This is a genomic window from Porphyrobacter sp. HT-58-2, assembly GCF_002952215.1.
Classification (GTDB): domain Bacteria; phylum Pseudomonadota; class Alphaproteobacteria; order Sphingomonadales; family Sphingomonadaceae; genus Erythrobacter.
The window spans coordinates 1,205,073-1,219,545 of the sequence record NZ_CP022600.1; the positions used below are offsets into that span (position 1 = coordinate 1,205,073).

The window sequence follows — 14,473 nt, forward strand, 5'->3', positions numbered from 1 at the left end:
ATGGACATTCAATCACTTTTCAGCCTCGAAGGCCGCATCGCTCTGGTTACCGGGGGCAGCCGCGGGATCGGCAAGATGTTCGTCGAAGGCCTGCTCGCGGCAGGCTGTGCGCGGGTCTACATCTCGGCGCGCAAGATCGAGCAGATGCAGGCGACCATTGACGAATTCGGTGCCGATCGCGTGATCGGCATCCCCGCCGACCTCAGCCAGATGGACGGCATGGTGGCCCTTGCCAACGAGATGAAGGCGCGCGAGACCCATCTCGACATCCTCATCAACAATGCGGGCGCTGCCTGGGGCCAGCCCTATCTCGAATTCTCCGAGGCCGGCTGGCACCGGACGATGGATCTCAACGTCAAGACCCCGTTCTTCCTGACCCAGAAGCTCCACGATCTGCTGGTTGCAGGCGGCAAACGCGGCCATCCGGCCAAGGTGATCCACGTCTCATCGATTGACGGGCAGCGGATCAACCCATGGGAGACCTATGCCTATCAGGCCTCCAAGGCGGGCGTGATCCAGCTCACCCGGCGCATGGCCGCACGGCTGATTCAGGACAATATCGTGGTGACCTCGATCGCGCCGGGCGCCTTCCCGTCCGAGATGAACAAGGCCGCCAAGGACGCACCCGATGCATCGGCTTCGGGCATCCCGGCCAAGCGCATCGGTACGGCGGAAGACATGGCCGCGGCTGCGATCTACCTGTGCAGCCGCGCGGGCGATTATGTGGTGGGCGAGACGCTCACCGTCGATGGCGGGGTGGTCAACGCGCATCTGCCCAGCCACTTTGCCGATCCTTCGGGCGGACACTGAGCCCGCCGCGCGGACTTCGAAAAAGGGCCGCAGGAGCGATCCGGCGGCCCTTTTTGCATCAGGCGTTACACCTCAATAATTCCATTGGGCCTGCACGCGGACAACTTGCCCTTCGGCCTGCCCGAAGCGGCGTTCGTCGGCCTCCTTGCGCGAGGCCCAGCCATAGGTGGTGGTGATTTCCAGCGCGCGATCGAGCTGGAATTCGAAGCCCAGTTCCAGTTCTTCCGTCTCCAGCCGCGGGGCGTTCACCGCCGCCTTGAACCCGCCGCGATAATACTGCCAGCGGGCGAAGGGATAAAACGGTCCGATGGGGGAGTTGTCGATTTTGCCCATCAGCTGCACATAACCACCGGTGATCGGACGTTCCTCTATCCGGCCGGTGGCGGGAATGAATTCCGGCCCCGTTCCCCAGTTCCATTCCGCCTGAACGCCGATCGGTTGCGGATAGAGGATCGCATGAACGAGCGTGCGGTTGTCCTTGAACGAGGCCGGGCTTAGCCCGCCGGTGCGGATTTCTGGGCGGATACGGTTTCGCATCACCGAACCGCCGATCTCGAACACCTGACCCTCCAGCCCCAGCCCGTCCAGTTCGAAAGGCCAGGTGGCAAGACCCACCAGCATCACGTTGTCGTCAGCCTCGGTGCGGTTGAGACCCTGCCCGTTGAACGCACCGACGCCGAAGGCACCGTAATTGCCGAAAAGCTTCTGGCCATCCGCTGCGAGACGATCCCAGATCGCTTGCACCTTGGGCGGAGTGTAATAGGCGACGATCCCCAGATCGCGCTCGCCCGCTGCGGCGGTGTTGATGCCGTCCGTACGATCGAGCGCAAGGCGGTTCGACGAGGACTGCATGTTTTCCCATCCGTAAGGCACTTTCGACTGGCCAAGCCGGATACGGAACGACTTGTCATCGAAGGGAAAGACATCGGCATACATGTCACGCAGGGACACGGTGCCCTCGCGCCTCTCGCCGACCGACTGGTTGGAAACGGCGGCGACGAAATCCGGCTGGAAGTAAAGCGAGACGTGATCATTGATGTCGCCCTGCAGGATCATGCGCAGCCGGCGGAAGCTGAACGTGCTGTCGTCGCGCACCCCGCTGTCGTGGATCGAGCGCAGGCGCGAGATTCCAGCCGGGGCAGTCGCATCGCCCGTGACGATCTGGCTGAAGCGCAATTGGGTATATCCGCGCAGGCGCAGCTTTTCGTACCACGCCTTGGGCTTTGATGCCTCAGCCGAGGCAAGCCGGATGTCTTCCGTCGGCGCTGGAAAGCCGATAGCGGCCGGGCTGGCAGGCGGGTTGGGGGAGGTGGTTTCGGCGATCGTCGGGCTGACCGGTGCTTGCACGATATCTGCCGGGGCAGGCGCAGGCGTGCTCTGGGCCTGTGCCGATTGCAGCGTGCTGACCATCGCTTTCAATTCGTCGATCTGGCGCTGGAGGTCAGCGATGGTGGCAGCCTGATCACCCGGCTGTTCCTGCGTCGACTGCGCCATGGCAGGCACGCTTGCCCCAGCCATCAGAGCGGCAAGGACAAGCTGGATTGATGATCCGGTGACGTGACGAGACATGATAGGCACTTTTCGCATTTCGGCCCGCCCCAAAGCAGGCGGCACTGCGCGCCTATGTCTGCTTCATGTCGCTTCTGTGACAAATATGACTGAAATTTATCCGTCGGAACGAAGACCGCGTCGTGCGTCCGCTCAAGTTGTTGATGTGCTTGCGAGGGCGGCGTCTGTCTTGCTAGTCTGCGATCTTGGAGAGCGAGGGGGCATCAATGATTTACCGGTATCGCCGAGCAGGGAGTGGCGGGGCATGATCGCGCGCCTGTTGGCAGAGGCGCTTGGTACGTTTTTCCTGTTCGCCACCGTGATGGGGGCGGGCATCATGGCCGACAATCTTGCCGGGGGGAATGTCGCCGTGGCACTGATTGGCACGACGCTGCCGATCGGGGCGATTCTGTATGTGGTCATCGTCATGTTTGGCCCAGTGTCGGGCGCGCACTTCAATCCTGCGGTGACCCTCGTGTTCTGGCTGCGCGGCGAGATCGAAAGCAGCGCGGCGATTGCCTATGTGGCAACCCAGATTGTGAGCGGCATTCTTGCCGCCTTTGCCGTCCACCTGATGTTCGATTTGCCGTTGGTTCAGCTGGCAACCGTGCCGCGGACAGGGGTTGGCCAATGGGCGGGCGAGGGCGTGGCGACCTTCGGGTTGATCCTGACCATTCTGGCAACCTTGCGCGCTCGGCCCGAAGCGATCCCGACGAGCGTGGCGCTCTATATCTTCGCCGCGTGCTGGTTCACCTCCTCGACCAGTTTCGCCAATCCCGCGATCACGATTGCCCGCAGCTTTACCGACACGTTCACGGGCATCGCGCCAGCCGACATTCCCGGCTTCGTGATTGCGCAGATTGCAGGTGCGCTGCTTGCGATGGGCGCAGCGCGGGTGCTCATGGAAGGCGAAGCGCCTGCCGCTGGCCTATCGCAGGATTAGCTCATCAGCCCACGCACGAAGGGGATGAGGCCGGTCTGACGAGCGCGCTTCATGCGTTCGGCTTCAAGGATCGCGCAGACCTTGGCAAAGCATTCATCGACGTCGTCATTGATGATGACATAGTCGTAGCCGTCCCAGTGGCTGATCTCGGCCCGGGCGCGTTCCATGCGGGCGGCGATGACGTCGGCGCTGTCGGTAGCACGGCCCTTCAGGCGGCGGTGCAGTTCCTCTATCGAAGGTGGCAGGATGAATACCCGTACCACATCCTGCTGATCCTTTTGGTAGAGCTGCTGGGTGCCTTGCCAGTCGATGTCGAACAGGAAGTCCTGCCCTTCCTTGAGTGCGGCGCGGATCAACCCCTTGGGCGTGCCGTAGCGGTTGCCGAAAACCTCGGCCCATTCGTAGAAATCATCCTCCTCGACCATCTGCTGGAAGCGTTCGGGGGTGACGAAATGGTAATGCACTCCGTCGATTTCGCCGGGACGAGGCGGACGGGTCGTGGCGGAGACCGAAAGCTTGATCTCGCTATCCCTGGCCAGCAGCATCCGCGACAGCGTGGTCTTGCCTGCACCTGAAGGCGAGGAAAGGATGAACATCAGGCCCCGGCGTTGGAGCTTGTCGGAGGATTTGTCTGTGGCGTCGCGCATAGGCCCCGTTGCACCATCAGGGGCGCACAAATCAAGCGGCGGTCAGGATTCGCTGTCCGATGTCTTGCTTGCGAGATTGCGGCCACGGCGTTTGGCTTCGAGCCGCTTGCCGCGATCATAGAAAACCTTGGCGGCCAGACCCCCCGCGACAACCGCAAGGCCAAGCGGCGAACGACGGGCAAGGCGGCTGGCGCCCCACAATGCGGCAGTGGTTGCCAATCCTCGCGCGTCTACCAGACGTTCTGCCTTGGCCGCATCGTAGCTTTTGCTCAGCAGGCCCTTTTCCATCCGCTCGCGCAGCATGGCTCCGGCGGCGCGGAAAACGATGTCTGCAATCACCAGATTGGTCGACGCGACAGGGCTGGGCAGCGGCAGGCCGCCGGGGCCAGTCGGGTCAGGCGAGACCGTCGGATCGGCAGCGGTGCCAGACGCTGCGGGCTTGCCGCGCCTGTCCCTGCGTGACCGCTTGCCCCGCGCCATTGTGCCTATTTCTTGCGGCCGAAATCGATGCTGACGACGTTCGAGCCATCAGGGTCGGTGTCCGGTCCGTCATTCTCGGCGTCTTCGTGGGCTTCGGGCTCCAGCTCCTCGACCGCGGCCTGGAACTGCAGCCCGAAATCGACCGCCGGATCGACAAAGGCGGTGATCGCGGCGAAGGGTATGGTCAGCTTGGCCGGCACCTGATTGAAGGTCAGGCTGACCGAGAAGCTGTGCGCCAGAACCTCAAGATCCCAGAACTTGTTCTGCAGCACGATGGTCATTTCATCGGGGAACCGTTCGCGCAGGTGGCTGGGAATGGACACCCCCGGCGCCCCGGTCTTGAAGGTAATGTAGAAATGATGCGTACCAGGCAGCGTTCCGCCGCCGCTGACGATCGAGCCGAGCACCCGGCCGACCACGGCGCGCAGCGCCTCCTGCACGATCTCGTCGTAAGGGATCAGACTATCGGGCGTGTCGCTGTTCATGACTTGCGGATTCGTGGCGGCACAAGTGATCTTGGTCAAGTCCTTTGCCGCAAGACCTCACCGGTTTGACAGGGCTTCGCAAGCACATGCGCCTCGGCCTTGTCAGCGACGCCGCAAAGTCTATAGCGCCCGGATATGCCCAGCACCCCCGCCCGCACCGGCTCGGTTGAGCGAAACACCACCGAGACCAAGATCGCCATCGCCGTCAATCTCGACGGAACCGGCGCCTATGATGTCAGCACCGGCATCGGCTTTCTCGATCACATGGTCGAGCAGTTCAGCCGCCATTCGCTGATCGACGTGACGATGAAGGTGGAGGGCGATCTCCATGTCGATCAGCACCACACCACCGAGGATTCGGCCATCGCGCTGGGTCAGGCGATCGCGCAGGCGCTGGGCGACAAGGCCGGGATCGGGCGTTACGGCGCGGCCTATTCGCCGATGGACGAGACGCTGAGCCGGGTTGCTCTGGATATCTCCGGGCGGCCTTATCTGGTGTGGAAGGCGAAGTTCACGCAGGAACGCCTCGGCGAATGGGACACCGAACTGATCGAGCACTGGTTTCATTCCGTCTCGCAGAGCGCCGGCATTACGCTCCACATGGAACTGCTCTACGGCACCAACAACCACCACATCTGCGAGAGCCTCTACAAGGGCTTCGCCCGCGCGATGCGGCAGGCGGTGGAACGCGACCCGAGGAAGGGCGAGAGCGTGCCGAGCACCAAGGGGCAATTGGGTGGCTAGCATCTTCATCGCCAGGCTCACCTACAAGGTGCCTCTCGCCCGGATCGACGAAGCGCTGGTCGATCACCTCGCCTTCCTTAAGGCAGGGCAGGCGGCGGGCCACTTCATCGCCTGGGGGCCGTGCGAGCCGCGTGACAGCGGGCTGGTGTTCATCAAGACCACCAGCCGCGCCGCTGCCGAGGCGCTGATGGCGGGCGATCCCTTTATCGCGCAGGGACTGGCCGACATGACCATCACCGAATGGACCCCGCGTTTCGCCTTCCCCGGGCTTGAGGCATTCAATGGCTGAAGTCATCGCCCTCATCGATTACGGTGCGGGCAACCTTCACTCGGTTCACAACGCACTCAAGGCGGCGGGAGGCGAGGTCACTGTTACCGCCGATCCCTATGTGGTGCGCGCCGCGGACCGGATCGTGCTGCCGGGTGTCGGCAGCTTCAGGGCCTGCGCCGAGGGGCTCAACGCGATTTCCGGGATGGTCGAGGCGATGCAGGAGCGCGTCCACGTGGGCGGCGCGCCCTTCCTCGGTATCTGCGTCGGGATGCAACTGCTGGCCGACCGCGGCCTCGAACATGGCACCACCCCCGGTCTCGGCTGGGTGCCGGGCGAGGTGCGGCTGATCGAGCCCTCCGACCCGTCGATCAAGGTGCCGCACATGGGCTGGAACGATGTCGCCATCCTGCCCCATGCGCGCGGCCATGCGGTGGTCGAGGAAGGCGAGGCCTATTTCCTCCACTCCTATCATTTCGTCGCGACCGATCCGCATCATGTCGCCGCGATGACCGATCACGGCGAAGGACTGGTCGCCGCCGTTGCCCGCGACAATATCATCGGCGTGCAGTTTCACCCGGAGAAGAGCCAGGCTTACGGGCTGGCAACGCTCCGGCGCTTTCTGGAGTGGTATCCGTGATCATCTTCCCCGCCATTGACCTTAAAGGCGGCCAGGTCGTGCGCCTTGCCGAGGGCGACATGGACCGCGCCACGATCTACGGCGATGATCCGGCCGCGCAGGCGATGATCTTCGCCGAGGCCGGGGCGGAGCACCTGCACGTGGTCGATCTCGACGGCAGCTTCGCCGGCGAAAGCCGCAACCGCGCGGCGGTGGAAGCCATCGTCGAAGCCTTCCCCGGATACGTGCAACTGGGCGGCGGCATCCGTGACGCAGCGGCGGTGGAGGGGTGGTTCAACCTCGGTGTGGCGCGGGTGGTGATGGGCTCGGCCGCCCTCAAGAACCCCGAATTCGTGAAAGATATGGCCCGCGAATGGGAGAACGGCATCGTCGTCGCGGTCGACGCGAAGGACGGCATGGTCGCGACCGAGGGCTGGGCGGAAGTCTCCGACGTTCCCGTCACCGACCTCGCCCGCCGGTTCGAAGATGCAGGCGTTGCCAGCCTGCTGTTCACCGACATCGGGCGCGACGGCTTGCTGAAGGGCGTGAACATCGACGCCACCGTGGACCTCGCCCGCCGCGTCGACATTCCGGTGATCGCCAGCGGCGGGGTGAAGGGGCTGGACGACATCCACATCCTCTCGCTCCACGCGCATGAGGGGATCGAGGGGGTTATCACAGGACGCGCGCTCTACGAGGGACGACTCGATCTGGCAGCAGCGATCCAGATCGCTGCCAGAGGCTAGCCGTGGCGCTCCTGCAATTTCTTCTTGCTGCCGGGCTGCTTTTCCTGCTCAACAGGCTTCGCACCGGCATCCTCCATGGGCGCATCAAGCTTGCGATCGGTGTGATCCAAAGAAGCGAGCAGCCAGCACTCTATCGCTACCTGCTGGCTTTGTTAGGTGTTCTCGTTGTTCTCTTGTCCGCGATCCTCGCTGCCACCTTTGTTGGCGCAGAAGATAGCGCAGTGCTGCCGATCCTGCTGGCGGTGGGCCTGTTTTCCATCGCTGCGCTGTCATTGCTCGCGGTCTTGATGGGTATCACTTCGGGCATAATTCCCTGGAAGTGGGACCTGATATACCGACGCCGGGAGCCACTCTGGTTTTGGCCGGTTTTCGGGTTCCATTTGGCCTTTGCTCTAGGCTTTGGTGCGTTGGGCGTCGGGGTGCTTTACAAGGTGATGACATGACCGATCGCATCCGCGTGAACTTCGTCGATCTCAATGGCGCGGGCGATCCGGTTGAACAGGCGCGCGCCGAAGCAGGGAGAGCTCGTCATTGAGGCGGCGATGCGTTTGACCAAAGAGCGAAGGAAAGTTGATGAACGGCCTTTTCGAGCTTTTCTTTTCTGATATTCTCTATGCGATAGCACTTCCCCCAATTGCTGTCTATGGGTTGCTCTCATCTTTCAAGGATTACTCAACGGGGCGCCCGCCGCTCTTTCCATTGACCAATATTGATCGCGAAAGCAATCCGACAATTTTCAATTTGATAATTGGATTCAACTTCACAACATACTCTTGTGTCGGGCTCGCTGGACTGTATTACATCTGGAAAGTGCTTTCATGACCGTCCGCATTCGCGTCATACCCTGTCTCGATGTGGCCGAGGGCCGCGTGGTCAAGGGCGTGAACTTCGTCGATCTGAAGGACGCGGGCGATCCGGTGGAGCAGGCCCGCGCCTATGATGCGGCGGGCGCGGACGAGTTGTGCTTCCTCGACATTTCCGCCAGCCACGAAGGGCGCGGGACGCTGCTCGACATGGTGCGGCGCACAGCCGAGGTGTGCTTCATGCCGCTCACCGTCGGCGGCGGAGTGCGCTCGCCTGAGGACGCGCGCGCGCTGCTGCTCGCGGGGGCGGACAAGGTGGCGGTGAACAGCGCCGCTGTCGCCCGGCCCGAACTCGTAGGGGAGATTGCAGAACGCTTCGGCAGCCAGTGCGTCGTCGCCAGCGTCGACGCGCGCCGCGTTGTTCCTGTTGAAGAGGGGGGCGCGGCAAGATGGGAAATCTTCACCCATGGCGGGCGCAAGCCGACCGGGATCGACGCGGTGGAATATGCCCGCAAAGTTGCCGACCTGGGGGCGGGCGAATTGCTCGTTACCTCGATGGACGGGGATGGCACGCAGAGGGGCTATGACCTCGATCTGACCCGCGAAATCGCCGAAAGCGTCAGCGTGCCGGTGATCGCGAGCGGCGGGGTCGGGAGCCTCGAACACCTCGTGGAAGGCGTCACCAAGGGCCATGCCAGCGCCGTTCTGGCGGCCAGCATCTTCCACTTTGGCCACCACACCATCGCCGAGGCGCACGCGGCTCTGCGAGCAGCGGGCTTGCCCGCGCGCGGGGTTTGACGGAAAAGCAGCCGCATGGACACCCTCACCCGCCTTGAAGCGACCATCGCCCAGCGCCTGACCGCCTCGCCTGAGGACAGCTATGTGGCGAAGCTCCACAGCAAGGGCCTCGCCAAGATTGCCCAGAAGCTCGGTGAAGAGGCGACCGAGGCCGTTATCGCCGCGCTCGCCGGGGACGAGGCAGAACTGGTGGGTGAGGCGGCCGACGTGCTGTTTCACCTGATGGTGCTGCTCGCCGAGAAAGGTATCCGCCTCGAACAGGTGCTGGCCGAACTCGACCGACGCGAGGGGCTGTCCGGTCTCACCGAAAAAGCCAGCCGGAGCGAATAATGCCGATCGACCCGACCCTGCCCTATGACGACGCCAACATCTTCGCCCGGATCCTGCGCGGGGAAATCCCCTCGCAGAAGATTTATGAAGACGAGTGGGCCTATGCCTTCGAGGACATTAACCCGCAGGCCGAAGTTCACACCCTGGTGATTCCCAAGGGGCGCTATGTGAGCTGGGATGATTTCTCGGCCAAGGCCTCTGACGCCGAAATCGGCGGGTTCGTCCGCGCGGTGGGCGAGGTGGCGAGACGCAAGGGGCTGGTCGAGCCTGGTTACCGCCTGCTCGCCAATATCGGCCAGCACGGCGGGCAGGAAGTGCCGCACCTTCACGTCCACATCTTCGGCGGCCAGCCATTGGGGCCGATGATCGCGCGCCGCTGATTATGGGTTAACCCCCATTCCGCTGCCGTTCATCGGGAAATCGCCACGTCGCGGCTTTAAAGCGATTCCACGCTAGGCTAGGTGGCAGCCATGACCTCTCCCAATCCTCCCGGCGGCGTCCTTGATGGCGCGCGGCATCTTTATGCAGTGCGGGTGTACTATGAGGACACCGACCTGTCGGGGATCACTTACCACGCCAATTACCTGCGCTGGTTTGAGCGGGCGCGCAGCGATCTGCTGCGAATGCTCGGCATTGACCAGCGCGCAGCGATCGAGACGGGTGAGGGGGCCTATGCGCTCTCGGAAGTGAACCTCAAATACCTGCGCCCGGCCAAGCTCGACGATGACGTGGTGATCGAAACCCGCTGCACCGAACTCGGCGCCGCCTCGTGCCGGATGCACCAGATTGCGCGGAGGGGCGACGAGAACCTCTGCGAGGCCCATTTGCGCGTCGGCTTTATCACGCTAGACGGCCGACCGCGCCGCCAGCCCGCCGCTTGGCGCGCGGCCTTTGAGACCTTCATGAACCAAGGAAACCCCCACACGTGACGCTCGCCATGCTAAGCGCCGCCGCCCCTGCTGTTGCCCCGACGCGGCTCGATCCGGTCGAACTGTTCCTGCAGGCCGACATCGTCGTGCAGGCGGTGATGATCGGGCTGATCCTCGCCAGTATCTGGGTATGGATGATCATCGTTTCCTTCTCCTTGCGGATCGGCGGACTATCGAAGAAGTCGGCTGAGTATGAAGCCGAATTCTGGGAGCAGCGCGACCGTGAGGCGCTGCTCACCAAATCGGTGCGCAAGGAAATCCCCGCCGCGCGCGTGGCCGCTGCCGGGCTGGACGAATGGCGCAAGTCCACCGCGAAGCAGCCGGTCGACCGCGAGGCCACCCGCCAGCGCATCGCCGCCGCGATGGAAAGCCAGATCGCCGAGGAAGCCGACCAAATGGCCGGGCGGTTGAACTTCCTCGCCACGGTCGGATCGGTCGCGCCTTTCGTCGGCCTGTTCGGCACGGTGTGGGGGATCATGAACTCGTTTTTCCAGATCGGCGCGCAGCAGAGCGCGAGCCTGGCAGTGGTCGCCCCCGGCATTGCCGAGGCGCTGTTTGCGACCGCCATCGGTCTGTTTGCCGCGATCCCGGCCGTGATCGCCTATAACCGCTTCGGCGGCACCGTGGATCGCTATGAGGCGAGCTTGCAGCGTTTTGCCGACAAGCTCCACATGGGCCTCAGCCGCGAACTGGACCGGGTGTGATGGAGAGAAACCAAAGCCCGTTCGTGTCGAGCGAAGTCGAGACACCAGCGCGGGGCCTCTCGACTTCGCTCGAGGCGAACGGAGGGGAGGACTAGGCCATGGGCATGAACCTTTCTTCCTCCTCCCGCCGCGGCAAGCGCAGCCGCCGCGCGGCGATGTCGGAAATCAACGTCACGCCGCTGGTCGACGTGATGCTGGTGCTGCTGATCATCTTCATGGTGACGGTGACGCTGCCTGCCGTGGGCGTGCCGGTCGAACTGCCCGAAAGCCGCGCCGCCCCCGTCGAAGAGCAGCCCGACCAGGTTACAATCTCGATCGACCGGCAAGGCGTGATCTATATCGAGGATGCCGCTGTGCCGACCGGAGGCTTGCCTGCCGCGCTTGAGGCGTTGGACCGCGGGGGCGAGCCGCCGCTGATTGTGCTGCGCGGTGATCGGTCGCTGGATTATGGACGGGTGATGCAGGTAATGGGCGAGCTGGGCCGTGCGGGCTTCACCTCGATCTCGCTGGTCACCGACGGTTCAGTTACGCCGCCATAATCCGCGCATGATGGGACCTGTCGCCTTTCGCAACGACGAGAAGATCGGCCTTGTGGCCGCCGTGGTACTGCATGGCGCGCTGGTGGCGGTGCTGCTGATGCAGACCGTGCGCTCGGAAGTCTCGGTGTTCCCGGAGCGCATGACGGTGAGCCTTGCAACCGAAGTGGGGCTGGAGGCAGCCGCGCCCGATCCGGTGGCCGAGAGCCGCGCGGCCATCGCCCCGACCCTGTCGGAAGAACCCGCTCCCGCGCCGGAACCCGCCAAGCCCGAGCCTGCCGCCCGCGTCGCACCCGCTCCGCCGCCCAAGCCGCCGGCGCGCACCGCGACCAGCCAGCCGGCTCCGCCCGCACGCGACCGTTCGCGCCCTGACCGCACGCCGGCCCCGCGTGCGAGCGCGACCCCCGCCAAACCGGCAGAAAAGGGCGGCGGTAACCGCATCGGGGACGATTTCCTCGCCGGTGCAGGCAGTTCGACCACCACTACCGAAACCCGCATTCCCGCCGCGCAGATCGGTGCGAGTGCCAAGGCCTCCATCGGGCAGGCGCTGGCGCGGCAGGTCAAGCCGCACTGGACGGCGCCTCAGGGGCTTGATGTTGACGAACTCGTTACATTGATCGACTTTGATCTCAATCCGGACGGGAGCCTCAAGGGCCGCCCGCGGGTGCGCAGCCAGAGCGGGATCAACGACTCCAACCGCGCTCAGGCAGCGCGCCATGCCGAAAACGCTATACGGGCGGTGCAACTGGCCGCACCGTTCGATTTGCCGGAAGAATATTACGAGGCCTGGAAGAGTGTCCGGGGCGCCCGTTTTGACAGGAATACATCACGATGAAATCCGTTTTCACTCTCGCTCTGCTGTTGACCGCTGCGCTTCCGGCCGCTGCCCTTGCGCAGGACCTCGGCGCGCCGATCGGTGAGGATGGCGCGGTCGAGCGTGCTGCCACCGACGCCTCTGCAGCCCAGGCGGAAGACGGCATTTCCTTTACAGTGACCGACGAAAGCGCATGGTCGGATATCGGCATCGCCATCCCCGCTTTTGCGACTGACCGTGATCGCGCGACGCCGGCCAACGAGGCCGGAACCGGCGCGCTGGGCCGTGAAATTGCGCGCGTCATCACTGCCAACCTCAGGAACAACGGGCTGTTCAAGCCGGTCGGCCCGGACAGCCTGCCCCAGCCAAGCTTCCCGCAGATCACCGCGCCTGCCTTTTCCACCTGGAGCGGGCGCAGCGCAGAAATGCTGGTGCACGGCTATGTCCGCGCGCGTGATGATGGACGGCTGGTCGTGGGCTGCTATCTTTATGATGTCGCCTTGCAGAACGAGCTGGTGCGCGAAGGCTGGGTCGTCGGCCCGGCCGACTGGCGGCGCGCGGCGCACAAGTGTTCTGACCTCATCTTCTCGCGGCTGACCGGGGAAAGCCCGTTCTTCGACAGCCGCATCGCCTATATCGCCGAAACCGGCCCCAAGGATCGCCGGGTGAAGCGGCTCGCGATCATGGACAGCGACGGGGCCAACCACCGCTTCCTGACGCTCGGCAGCGCCACCGCGCTGACCCCGCGCTATTCGCCCGACTATTCGAAGATCCTCTATCTCTCCTATGTCGACGGCAATCCGCGCATTTACGTCTATGACCTCGGCAGCGGCAAGCAGACGCTGGTGACCGAGAACAAGAGCCCCACCATCGCCCCGCGCTGGTCGCCCGATGGCCGGTATATCCTTTATTCGATGGCGGTTGCGGGCAATACCGATATCTACCGCGTCCCTGCAACCGGGGGGCCTAGCATCAAGCTGACCGACAACCCGGGGATCGACGTGGGCGGTTCCTATTCGCCTGATGGCAGCAAGATCGTGTTCGAAAGCGACCGTTCGGGCAGCCAGCAATGCTATGTGATGAACGCCGATGGGTCGAACCAGAAGCGCATCAGCTTTTTCGGCGGACGCTGCGCCACGCCCGAATGGAGCCCGCGCGGCGATCAGATCGCCTTCACGCGGATTGCGGGCGATTTCAACATTGCGGTGATGAACACCAGCGGCGGGGGTATGCGCGTGCTGACCCGTGGCTGGCAGGACGAGGCACCCACATGGGCGCCCAACGGCCGCATCATCCAGTTTTTCCGCACCGAACGGAACACCGGGCGTTCGGGCATCTGGCAGGTCGATCTTACCGGCCAGAACGAACGCCGCCTGCCGACCCCGGTCGACGCCTCGGACCCCGCCTGGGGGCCGATCCGTCCGTAACTGCCTGCCACTCATGAAGGGAACGAAAGCGATGAACACCAAGTTTGCCACGATCCTGCTGCTGTCCTCGGTAATGGGCCTTGCGGCCTGCGCCAAGAAGGCCCCCGAAACTCTTCCGCCCGAGCCGCAGGCCACCGCTACGCCTTCCCAGCCTGCGCCGCAGGTGCAGCCCACCGGCCCTCAGGTCGGCACGCAGGCGCACTTTGCCGCTGCTGTCGGCTCTTCGACCACGATCTATTTCGACACCGATCGCTACAACGTCGATTCGCAGGACGCCGCCGCGCTGCAGGCGCAGGCGCAGTATTTTGCCCGCTATCGGCAGGTTACCTTCACCATCGAAGGCCATGCCGACGAACGCGGAACCCGCGAATACAACCTTGCTCTGGGTGAGCGCCGCGCCAATGCCGCCAAGAACTTCCTCGTCAGCCTCGGCGTCGATGCCAACCGGATTTCGGTGGTGAGCTACGGCAAGGAACGCCCTGTGGCACTCGCCTCGAACGAAAGCGCGTGGGCGCAGAACCGCCGCGCCGCCAGCGTCATCATCAACTGATTATCAGCTGCCGGGCAGGCCGGGCGCAAGCTCGGCCTGCACCGCATAGGGCGCGGGCGAAGCGGCAATCTCGGCGCCAGACAGATCCCGCGCGCTCGTGACCACGCACAGGCCGGCCAGGGCAAGTACGGAAAACAGGCTGGAGATGGTCAGTTGCTGGCTCATGTCTCGGTCTTGTGTTTGCATTGCAACATTTCACAATGCAACTGGTTCCCGTATCTCACGCCTTCCCTTGGCCCACCACCTCGCCTAGATTGACCGCGTGACCCAATCGACCAACGACATGACGTAT

At 63.9% G+C, this 14,473-nt stretch carries 22 protein-coding genes; 17 read left to right on the forward strand and 5 right to left on the reverse strand.

Annotation, left to right across the window (positions count from 1 at the left end):
* Complete coding sequence (locus CHX26_RS05735) at window positions 1-810, forward strand: SDR family oxidoreductase (RefSeq protein WP_104941543.1); 810 nt, start codon at window positions 1-3, stop codon at window positions 808-810.
* Between the two features lie 72 nt (window positions 811-882).
* On the opposite strand, the gene CHX26_RS05740 is transcribed toward CHX26_RS05735, so the two are convergent.
* On the reverse strand, window positions 883-2,379 hold the full coding sequence (locus CHX26_RS05740; protein WP_442956921.1) for a porin: 1,497 nt from the start codon (window positions 2,377-2,379) through the stop codon (window positions 883-885).
* Window positions 2,380-2,623: 244 nt separating this feature from the next.
* Between CHX26_RS05740 and CHX26_RS05745 the strand changes: the two genes are divergently transcribed.
* Window positions 2,624-3,301: an aquaporin gene (locus CHX26_RS05745; protein ID WP_104941545.1), complete on the forward strand. Its 678-nt coding sequence runs from the start codon at window positions 2,624-2,626 to the stop codon at window positions 3,299-3,301.
* Here CHX26_RS05745 and gmk read toward each other — a convergent pair.
* Genes gmk through CHX26_RS05760 form a run of 3 tightly spaced genes read right to left on the reverse strand, consistent with a single transcriptional unit; the run spans window position 3,298 to window position 4,913 of the window.
* Window positions 3,298-3,948 carry a guanylate kinase gene (gmk, locus tag CHX26_RS05750; RefSeq protein ID WP_104941546.1) on the reverse strand — a complete coding sequence of 217 codons (651 nt, stop codon included), beginning with the start codon at window positions 3,946-3,948 and terminating at the stop codon, window positions 3,298-3,300. The genes CHX26_RS05745 and gmk overlap by 4 nt on opposite strands.
* 42 nt (window positions 3,949-3,990) lie before the next feature.
* Window positions 3,991-4,428 (reverse strand): hypothetical protein, encoded by a 438-nt coding sequence (locus tag CHX26_RS05755; protein WP_104941547.1) that lies wholly within the window; start codon window positions 4,426-4,428, stop codon window positions 3,991-3,993.
* A 5-nt stretch (window positions 4,429-4,433) separates the two neighbouring features.
* The gene (locus CHX26_RS05760; RefSeq protein WP_104941548.1) at window positions 4,434-4,913 is read right to left on the reverse strand and encodes an SspB family protein; all 480 of its coding nucleotides are present in this window, start codon (window positions 4,911-4,913) and stop codon (window positions 4,434-4,436) included.
* A gap of 135 nt (window positions 4,914-5,048) precedes the next feature.
* Between CHX26_RS05760 and hisB the strand changes: the two genes are divergently transcribed.
* The 15 genes from hisB (at window position 5,049) to pal (ending at window position 14,181) form a co-directional block, all read left to right on the forward strand.
* Window positions 5,049-5,657 carry an imidazoleglycerol-phosphate dehydratase HisB gene (hisB, locus tag CHX26_RS05765; RefSeq protein WP_104941549.1) on the forward strand — a complete coding sequence of 203 codons (609 nt, stop codon included), beginning with the start codon at window positions 5,049-5,051 and terminating at the stop codon, window positions 5,655-5,657.
* Entirely contained in the window at window positions 5,650-5,946 is a 297-nt protein-coding gene (locus CHX26_RS05770) for a YciI family protein (protein WP_104941550.1), read from the forward strand. The genes hisB and CHX26_RS05770 overlap by 8 nt, the downstream gene beginning before the upstream one ends.
* Window positions 5,939-6,565, forward strand: coding sequence for an imidazole glycerol phosphate synthase subunit HisH (hisH, locus tag CHX26_RS05775; protein ID WP_104941551.1), 627 nt, complete (start codon window positions 5,939-5,941; stop codon window positions 6,563-6,565). Before CHX26_RS05770 ends, hisH begins: the two co-directional genes overlap by 8 nt.
* The gene (gene hisA / locus CHX26_RS05780; protein ID WP_104941552.1) at window positions 6,562-7,290 is read left to right on the forward strand and encodes a 1-(5-phosphoribosyl)-5-[(5-phosphoribosylamino)methylideneamino]imidazole-4-carboxamide isomerase; all 729 of its coding nucleotides are present in this window, start codon (window positions 6,562-6,564) and stop codon (window positions 7,288-7,290) included. The genes hisH and hisA overlap by 4 nt, the downstream gene beginning before the upstream one ends.
* Before the next feature lie 2 nt (window positions 7,291-7,292).
* Window positions 7,293-7,733 carry a hypothetical protein gene (locus CHX26_RS05785; RefSeq protein ID WP_104941553.1) on the forward strand — a complete coding sequence of 147 codons (441 nt, stop codon included), beginning with the start codon at window positions 7,293-7,295 and terminating at the stop codon, window positions 7,731-7,733.
* 130 nt (window positions 7,734-7,863) lie between these two features.
* Complete coding sequence (locus CHX26_RS15605) at window positions 7,864-8,112, forward strand: hypothetical protein (protein WP_146107665.1); 249 nt, start codon at window positions 7,864-7,866, stop codon at window positions 8,110-8,112.
* On the forward strand, window positions 8,109-8,891 hold the full coding sequence (hisF, locus tag CHX26_RS05790) for an imidazole glycerol phosphate synthase subunit HisF (protein ID WP_104941554.1): 783 nt from the start codon (window positions 8,109-8,111) through the stop codon (window positions 8,889-8,891). Before CHX26_RS15605 ends, hisF begins: the two co-directional genes overlap by 4 nt.
* 15 nt (window positions 8,892-8,906) lie before the next feature.
* Complete coding sequence (locus CHX26_RS05795; RefSeq protein WP_104941555.1) at window positions 8,907-9,221, forward strand: phosphoribosyl-ATP diphosphatase; 315 nt, start codon at window positions 8,907-8,909, stop codon at window positions 9,219-9,221.
* Window positions 9,221-9,601, forward strand: coding sequence for a histidine triad nucleotide-binding protein (locus tag CHX26_RS05800; RefSeq protein WP_104941556.1), 381 nt, complete (start codon window positions 9,221-9,223; stop codon window positions 9,599-9,601). Before CHX26_RS05795 ends, CHX26_RS05800 begins: the two co-directional genes overlap by 1 nt.
* 90 nt (window positions 9,602-9,691) lie before the next feature.
* Window positions 9,692-10,150, forward strand: coding sequence for a YbgC/FadM family acyl-CoA thioesterase (locus CHX26_RS05805; protein ID WP_104941557.1), 459 nt, complete (start codon window positions 9,692-9,694; stop codon window positions 10,148-10,150).
* 8 nt (window positions 10,151-10,158) lie between these two features.
* The gene (gene tolQ / locus CHX26_RS05810) at window positions 10,159-10,854 is read left to right on the forward strand and encodes a protein TolQ (RefSeq protein ID WP_172449888.1); all 696 of its coding nucleotides are present in this window, start codon (window positions 10,159-10,161) and stop codon (window positions 10,852-10,854) included.
* A 98-nt stretch (window positions 10,855-10,952) separates the two neighbouring features.
* Complete coding sequence (locus tag CHX26_RS05815; protein ID WP_104941559.1) at window positions 10,953-11,393, forward strand: ExbD/TolR family protein; 441 nt, start codon at window positions 10,953-10,955, stop codon at window positions 11,391-11,393.
* A 7-nt stretch (window positions 11,394-11,400) separates the two neighbouring features.
* Window positions 11,401-12,225 (forward strand): energy transducer TonB, encoded by an 825-nt coding sequence (locus CHX26_RS05820; protein ID WP_233997298.1) that lies wholly within the window; start codon window positions 11,401-11,403, stop codon window positions 12,223-12,225.
* Window positions 12,222-13,631: a Tol-Pal system beta propeller repeat protein TolB gene (gene tolB / locus CHX26_RS05825; RefSeq protein ID WP_104941560.1), complete on the forward strand. Its 1,410-nt coding sequence runs from the start codon at window positions 12,222-12,224 to the stop codon at window positions 13,629-13,631. Before CHX26_RS05820 ends, tolB begins: the two co-directional genes overlap by 4 nt.
* A gap of 31 nt (window positions 13,632-13,662) precedes the next feature.
* On the forward strand, window positions 13,663-14,181 hold the full coding sequence (gene pal, locus CHX26_RS05830; RefSeq protein ID WP_172449722.1) for a peptidoglycan-associated lipoprotein Pal: 519 nt from the start codon (window positions 13,663-13,665) through the stop codon (window positions 14,179-14,181).
* Between the two features lie 3 nt (window positions 14,182-14,184).
* On the opposite strand, the gene CHX26_RS15850 is transcribed toward pal, so the two are convergent.
* Complete coding sequence (locus CHX26_RS15850) at window positions 14,185-14,346, reverse strand: hypothetical protein (RefSeq protein WP_172449723.1); 162 nt, start codon at window positions 14,344-14,346, stop codon at window positions 14,185-14,187.
* Window positions 14,347-14,473 lie beyond the last annotated feature (127 nt).

Coding starts and splice junctions, on each gene's coding strand:
- CHX26_RS05735 (WP_104941543.1), top strand. CDS start 1: ATGGACATTCAATCACTTTTCAGCCTCGAAGGCCGCATCGCTCTGGTT.
- CHX26_RS05740 (WP_442956921.1), bottom strand. CDS start 2,379: ATGTCTCGTCACGTCACCGGATCATCAATCCAGCTTGTCCTTGCCGCT.
- CHX26_RS05745 (WP_104941545.1), top strand. CDS start 2,624: ATGATCGCGCGCCTGTTGGCAGAGGCGCTTGGTACGTTTTTCCTGTTC.
- gmk (WP_104941546.1), bottom strand. CDS start 3,948: ATGCGCGACGCCACAGACAAATCCTCCGACAAGCTCCAACGCCGGGGC.
- CHX26_RS05755 (WP_104941547.1), bottom strand. CDS start 4,428: ATGGCGCGGGGCAAGCGGTCACGCAGGGACAGGCGCGGCAAGCCCGCA.
- CHX26_RS05760 (WP_104941548.1), bottom strand. CDS start 4,913: ATGAACAGCGACACGCCCGATAGTCTGATCCCTTACGACGAGATCGTG.
- hisB (WP_104941549.1), top strand. CDS start 5,049: ATGCCCAGCACCCCCGCCCGCACCGGCTCGGTTGAGCGAAACACCACC.
- hisH (WP_104941551.1), top strand. CDS start 5,939: ATGGCTGAAGTCATCGCCCTCATCGATTACGGTGCGGGCAACCTTCAC.
- CHX26_RS15605 (WP_146107665.1), top strand. CDS start 7,864: ATGAACGGCCTTTTCGAGCTTTTCTTTTCTGATATTCTCTATGCGATA.
- hisF (WP_104941554.1), top strand. CDS start 8,109: ATGACCGTCCGCATTCGCGTCATACCCTGTCTCGATGTGGCCGAGGGC.
- CHX26_RS05795 (WP_104941555.1), top strand. CDS start 8,907: ATGGACACCCTCACCCGCCTTGAAGCGACCATCGCCCAGCGCCTGACC.
- CHX26_RS05800 (WP_104941556.1), top strand. CDS start 9,221: ATGCCGATCGACCCGACCCTGCCCTATGACGACGCCAACATCTTCGCC.
- CHX26_RS05805 (WP_104941557.1), top strand. CDS start 9,692: ATGACCTCTCCCAATCCTCCCGGCGGCGTCCTTGATGGCGCGCGGCAT.
- tolQ (WP_172449888.1), top strand. CDS start 10,159: ATGCTAAGCGCCGCCGCCCCTGCTGTTGCCCCGACGCGGCTCGATCCG.
- CHX26_RS05815 (WP_104941559.1), top strand. CDS start 10,953: ATGGGCATGAACCTTTCTTCCTCCTCCCGCCGCGGCAAGCGCAGCCGC.
- CHX26_RS05820 (WP_233997298.1), top strand. CDS start 11,401: ATGATGGGACCTGTCGCCTTTCGCAACGACGAGAAGATCGGCCTTGTG.
- tolB (WP_104941560.1), top strand. CDS start 12,222: ATGAAATCCGTTTTCACTCTCGCTCTGCTGTTGACCGCTGCGCTTCCG.
- pal (WP_172449722.1), top strand. CDS start 13,663: ATGAACACCAAGTTTGCCACGATCCTGCTGCTGTCCTCGGTAATGGGC.
- CHX26_RS15850 (WP_172449723.1), bottom strand. CDS start 14,346: ATGAGCCAGCAACTGACCATCTCCAGCCTGTTTTCCGTACTTGCCCTG.